This window comes from Escherichia sp. KCJ4928 (assembly GCF_004352695.1).
In the GTDB taxonomy this organism is placed as follows: Bacteria; Pseudomonadota; Gammaproteobacteria; order Enterobacterales; family Enterobacteriaceae; genus ECMA0423.
Window position 1 is genome coordinate 1 of the sequence record NZ_SJWV01000280.1, and the last position, 3,546, is coordinate 3,546.

Consider the following 3,546-nt stretch of genomic DNA (forward strand, 5'->3'; position numbering starts at 1 on the left):
CTAAATAATAACATTGTGGATGATGACCAGGGCATTTTTGTCATGTGCTATTACAAACGCCCCGATCTCTTCAACCTAAACTATCTGGGGAGAGGAAAATGGTTCGATTTGTTTCGCTGCTTCAGGAGTAACACTTTAGGGGCAAAAATGCAGGCGCTGAGAATTTTCCTTTCAAGAAAATAGGTTTCCCTCCATTAGTGGGTAGCGTTTTGATACCAACTGAGATAGGAAAAATGATGCTTTGGCATCATTTTTTCTTTTTATATCAATGCAGTAAAATCAATCATCATTATGCCCAGCCAAAACTGTACAGTTTTTCTACTATCTGTAGGTGTTGAGAGACATCAAGTTACACGTTATTTATCCTGAATTTTGCAGAAGTGTTAACGCGTCATCTCGTCGCGACCTATAAGTTTGGGTAATATGTGCTGGAATTTGCCCTGTCTGGAGAATCGCAATGCGTGGAGAATTTTATCAGCAGTTAACCAACGATCTGGAAACCGCACGGGCGGAAGGGTTGTTTAAAGAAGAGCGCATTATTACGTCTGCGCAGCAAGCAGATATCACTGTGGCTGATGGAAGCCACGTCATTAACTTTTGTGCCAACAACTATCTCGGGCTGGCGAATCATCCTGATCTGATTGCGGCGGCAAAGGCGGGAATGGATTCTCACGGTTTCGGCATGGCTTCGGTGCGTTTTATTTGCGGCACTCAGGACAGCCATAAAGAGCTTGAACAAAAACTGGCGGCCTTCCTGGGGATGGAAGATGCGATTCTCTACTCTTCCTGCTTTGATGCTAACGGTGGCCTGTTTGAAACGCTGCTGGGCGCGGAAGACGCCATTATCTCCGACGCACTGAACCACGCGTCTATTATTGATGGTGTGCGTCTGTGTAAAGCTAAACGCTATCGCTATGCCAACAACGATATGCAGGAGCTTGAAGCTCGTCTGAAAGAAGCGCGTGAAGCCGGTGCGCGTCATGTGCTGATTGCCACCGATGGTGTATTCTCGATGGACGGCGTGATTGCCAATCTGAAGGGCGTTTGCGATCTGGCAGATAAATACGATGCCCTGGTGATGGTAGACGACTCCCACGCGGTCGGTTTTGTCGGTGAAAATGGTCGTGGTTCCCATGAATACTGCGATGTGATGGGCCGGGTCGATATTATCACCGGTACGCTTGGTAAAGCGCTGGGCGGGGCTTCTGGTGGTTATACCGCGGCGCGCAAAGAGGTGGTTGAGTGGCTGCGCCAGCGTTCTCGTCCGTACCTGTTCTCCAACTCGCTGGCACCGGCCATTGTTGCCGCGTCCATCAAAGTACTGGAGATGGTCGAAGCGGGCAGCGAACTGCGTGACCGTCTGTGGGCGAACGCGCGCCAGTTCCGTGAGCAAATGTCGGCGGCGGGCTTTACCCTGGCGGGAGCCGATCATGCCATTATTCCGGTCATGCTTGGCGATGCAGTAGTGGCGCAGAAATTTGCCCGTGAGCTGCAAAAAGAGGGCATTTACGTCACCGGTTTCTTCTATCCGGTCGTTCCGAAAGGTCAGGCGCGTATTCGTACCCAGATGTCTGCGGCGCATACCCCTGAGCAAATTACGCGTGCAGTAGAAGCATTCACGCGTATTGGTAAACAACTGGGCGTTATCGCCTGAGGATGTGAGATGAAAGCGTTATCCAAACTGAAAGCGGAAGAGGGCATCTGGATGACCGACGTTCCTGTACCGGAACTCGGGCATAACGATCTGCTGATTAAAATCCGTAAAACAGCCATCTGCGGGACTGACGTTCACATCTATAACTGGGATGAGTGGTCGCAAAAAACCATCCCGGTGCCGATGGTCGTAGGCCATGAATATGTCGGTGAAGTGGTAGGTATTGGTCAGGAAGTGAAAGGCTTCAAAATCGGCGATCGCGTTTCTGGCGAAGGCCATATCACCTGCGGTCACTGTCGCAACTGTCGTGGCGGTCGTACCCATCTGTGCCGCAACACGATCGGCGTCGGCGTTAACCGTCCGGGCTGCTTCGCCGAATATCTGGTGATCCCGGCGTTCAACGCCTTCAAAATCCCCGACAATATCTCCGACGACCTGGCTTCCATTTTTGATCCCTTCGGTAACGCCGTGCATACCGCGCTGTCGTTCGATCTGGTGGGCGAAGATGTGCTGGTTTCTGGTGCAGGTCCGATAGGTATTATGGCTGCGGCGGTGGCGAAACACGTTGGTGCACGCAATGTGGTGATCACCGATGTTAACGAATACCGCCTTGAGCTGGCGCGCAAAATGGGTATCACCCGTGCGGTTAACGTCGCGAAAGAAAACCTTAATGATGTGATGGCTGAACTGGGCATGACCGAAGGCTTTGATGTCGGTCTGGAAATGTCCGGCGCGCCGCCAGCGTTTCGTACCATGCTCGATACCATGAACCACGGCGGTCGTATTGCGATGCTGGGTATTCCACCGTCCGATATGTCTATCGACTGGACCAAAGTAATCTTTAAAGGCTTGTTCATTAAAGGTATTTACGGTCGTGAGATGTTTGAAACCTGGTACAAGATGGCGGCGCTGATTCAGTCAGGTCTGGATCTCTCGCCGATCATTACCCATCGTTTCTCTATCGATGATTTCCAGAAGGGCTTTGACGCTATGCGTTCGGGCCAGTCCGGGAAAGTAATTCTGAGTTGGGATTAACACGAACAAGGGCTGGTATTCCAGCCCTTTTGCCTGAGGATAATCCGTTAAATATGTAAAATCCTGTCAGTGTAATAAAGATATCGTAATTGCGCTGATCTCTTATATAGCTGCTCTCATTATCTCTCTACCCTGAAGTGACTCTCTCACCTGTAAAAATAATATCTCACAGGCTTAATAGTTTCTTAATACAAAGCCTGTAAAACGTCAGGATAACTTCAGAGGTCGTCGGTAATTTATGATGAACAGCACCAATAAACTTAGTGTTATTATTCCGTTATATAATGCGGGCGATGATTTCCGCACTTGTATGGAATCTTTAATTACGCAAACCTGGACTGCTCTGGAAATCATTATTATTAACGATGGTTCAACGGATAATTCTGTTGAAATAGCAAAGCATTACGCAGAAAACTATCCGCACGTTCGTTTGTTGCATCAGGCGAATGCTGGCGCATCGGTAGCGCGTAATCGTGGGATCGAGGTGGCGACGGGCAAATATGTCGCTTTTGTCGATGCTGACGATGAGGTCTATCCCACCATGTACGAAACGCTGATGACCATGGCGTTAGAGGATGACCTCGACGTGGCGCAGTGCAACGCTGACTGGTGTTTTCGTGAAACGGGAGAAACCTGGCAATCCATCCCCAGCGATCGCCTTCGCTCAACCGGCGTATTAACCGGCCCGGACTGGCTGCGGATGGGGCTTTCTTCGCGCCGTTGGACTCACGTTGTCTGGATGGGGGTTTATCGCCGTGATGTTATTGTTAAAAATAACATTAAATTTATTGCCGGATTACATCATCAGGATATTGTCTGGACAACAGAATTCATGTTTAACGCGCTGCGTGCGCGAT

General features: G+C 49.7%; 3 protein-coding genes and 1 pseudogene. All 4 read left to right on the forward strand.

Going from position 1 to position 3,546, the window contains the following annotated elements; all coding sequences use genetic code 11:
• On the forward strand, nucleotides 1-183 hold a 183-nt coding region (locus E0D98_RS22365; protein ID WP_276320439.1), incomplete at its 5' end, for a WlaTC/HtrL family glycosyltransferase.
• A 274-nt stretch (nucleotides 184-457) separates the two neighbouring features.
• Entirely contained in the window at nucleotides 458-1,654 is a 1,197-nt protein-coding gene (gene kbl, locus E0D98_RS22370) for a glycine C-acetyltransferase (protein ID WP_001213834.1), read from the forward strand.
• A gap of 9 nt (nucleotides 1,655-1,663) precedes the next feature.
• A complete protein-coding gene (gene tdh / locus E0D98_RS22375; RefSeq protein ID WP_000646014.1) occupies nucleotides 1,664-2,689 on the forward strand; it encodes an L-threonine 3-dehydrogenase in 1,026 nt (341 codons plus the stop codon).
• Nucleotides 2,690-2,927: 238 nt separating this feature from the next.
• A pseudogene (gene waaH, locus E0D98_RS22380) lies at nucleotides 2,928-3,546 on the forward strand (UDP-glucuronate:LPS(HepIII) glycosyltransferase); the annotation flags it as partial.

Excerpts from the sequence above, each read along its gene's own strand:
- kbl (WP_001213834.1), top strand. The coding sequence starts at position 458 with ATGCGTGGAGAATTTTATCAGCAGTTAACCAACGATCTGGAAACCGCA.
- tdh (WP_000646014.1), top strand. The coding sequence starts at position 1,664 with ATGAAAGCGTTATCCAAACTGAAAGCGGAAGAGGGCATCTGGATGACC.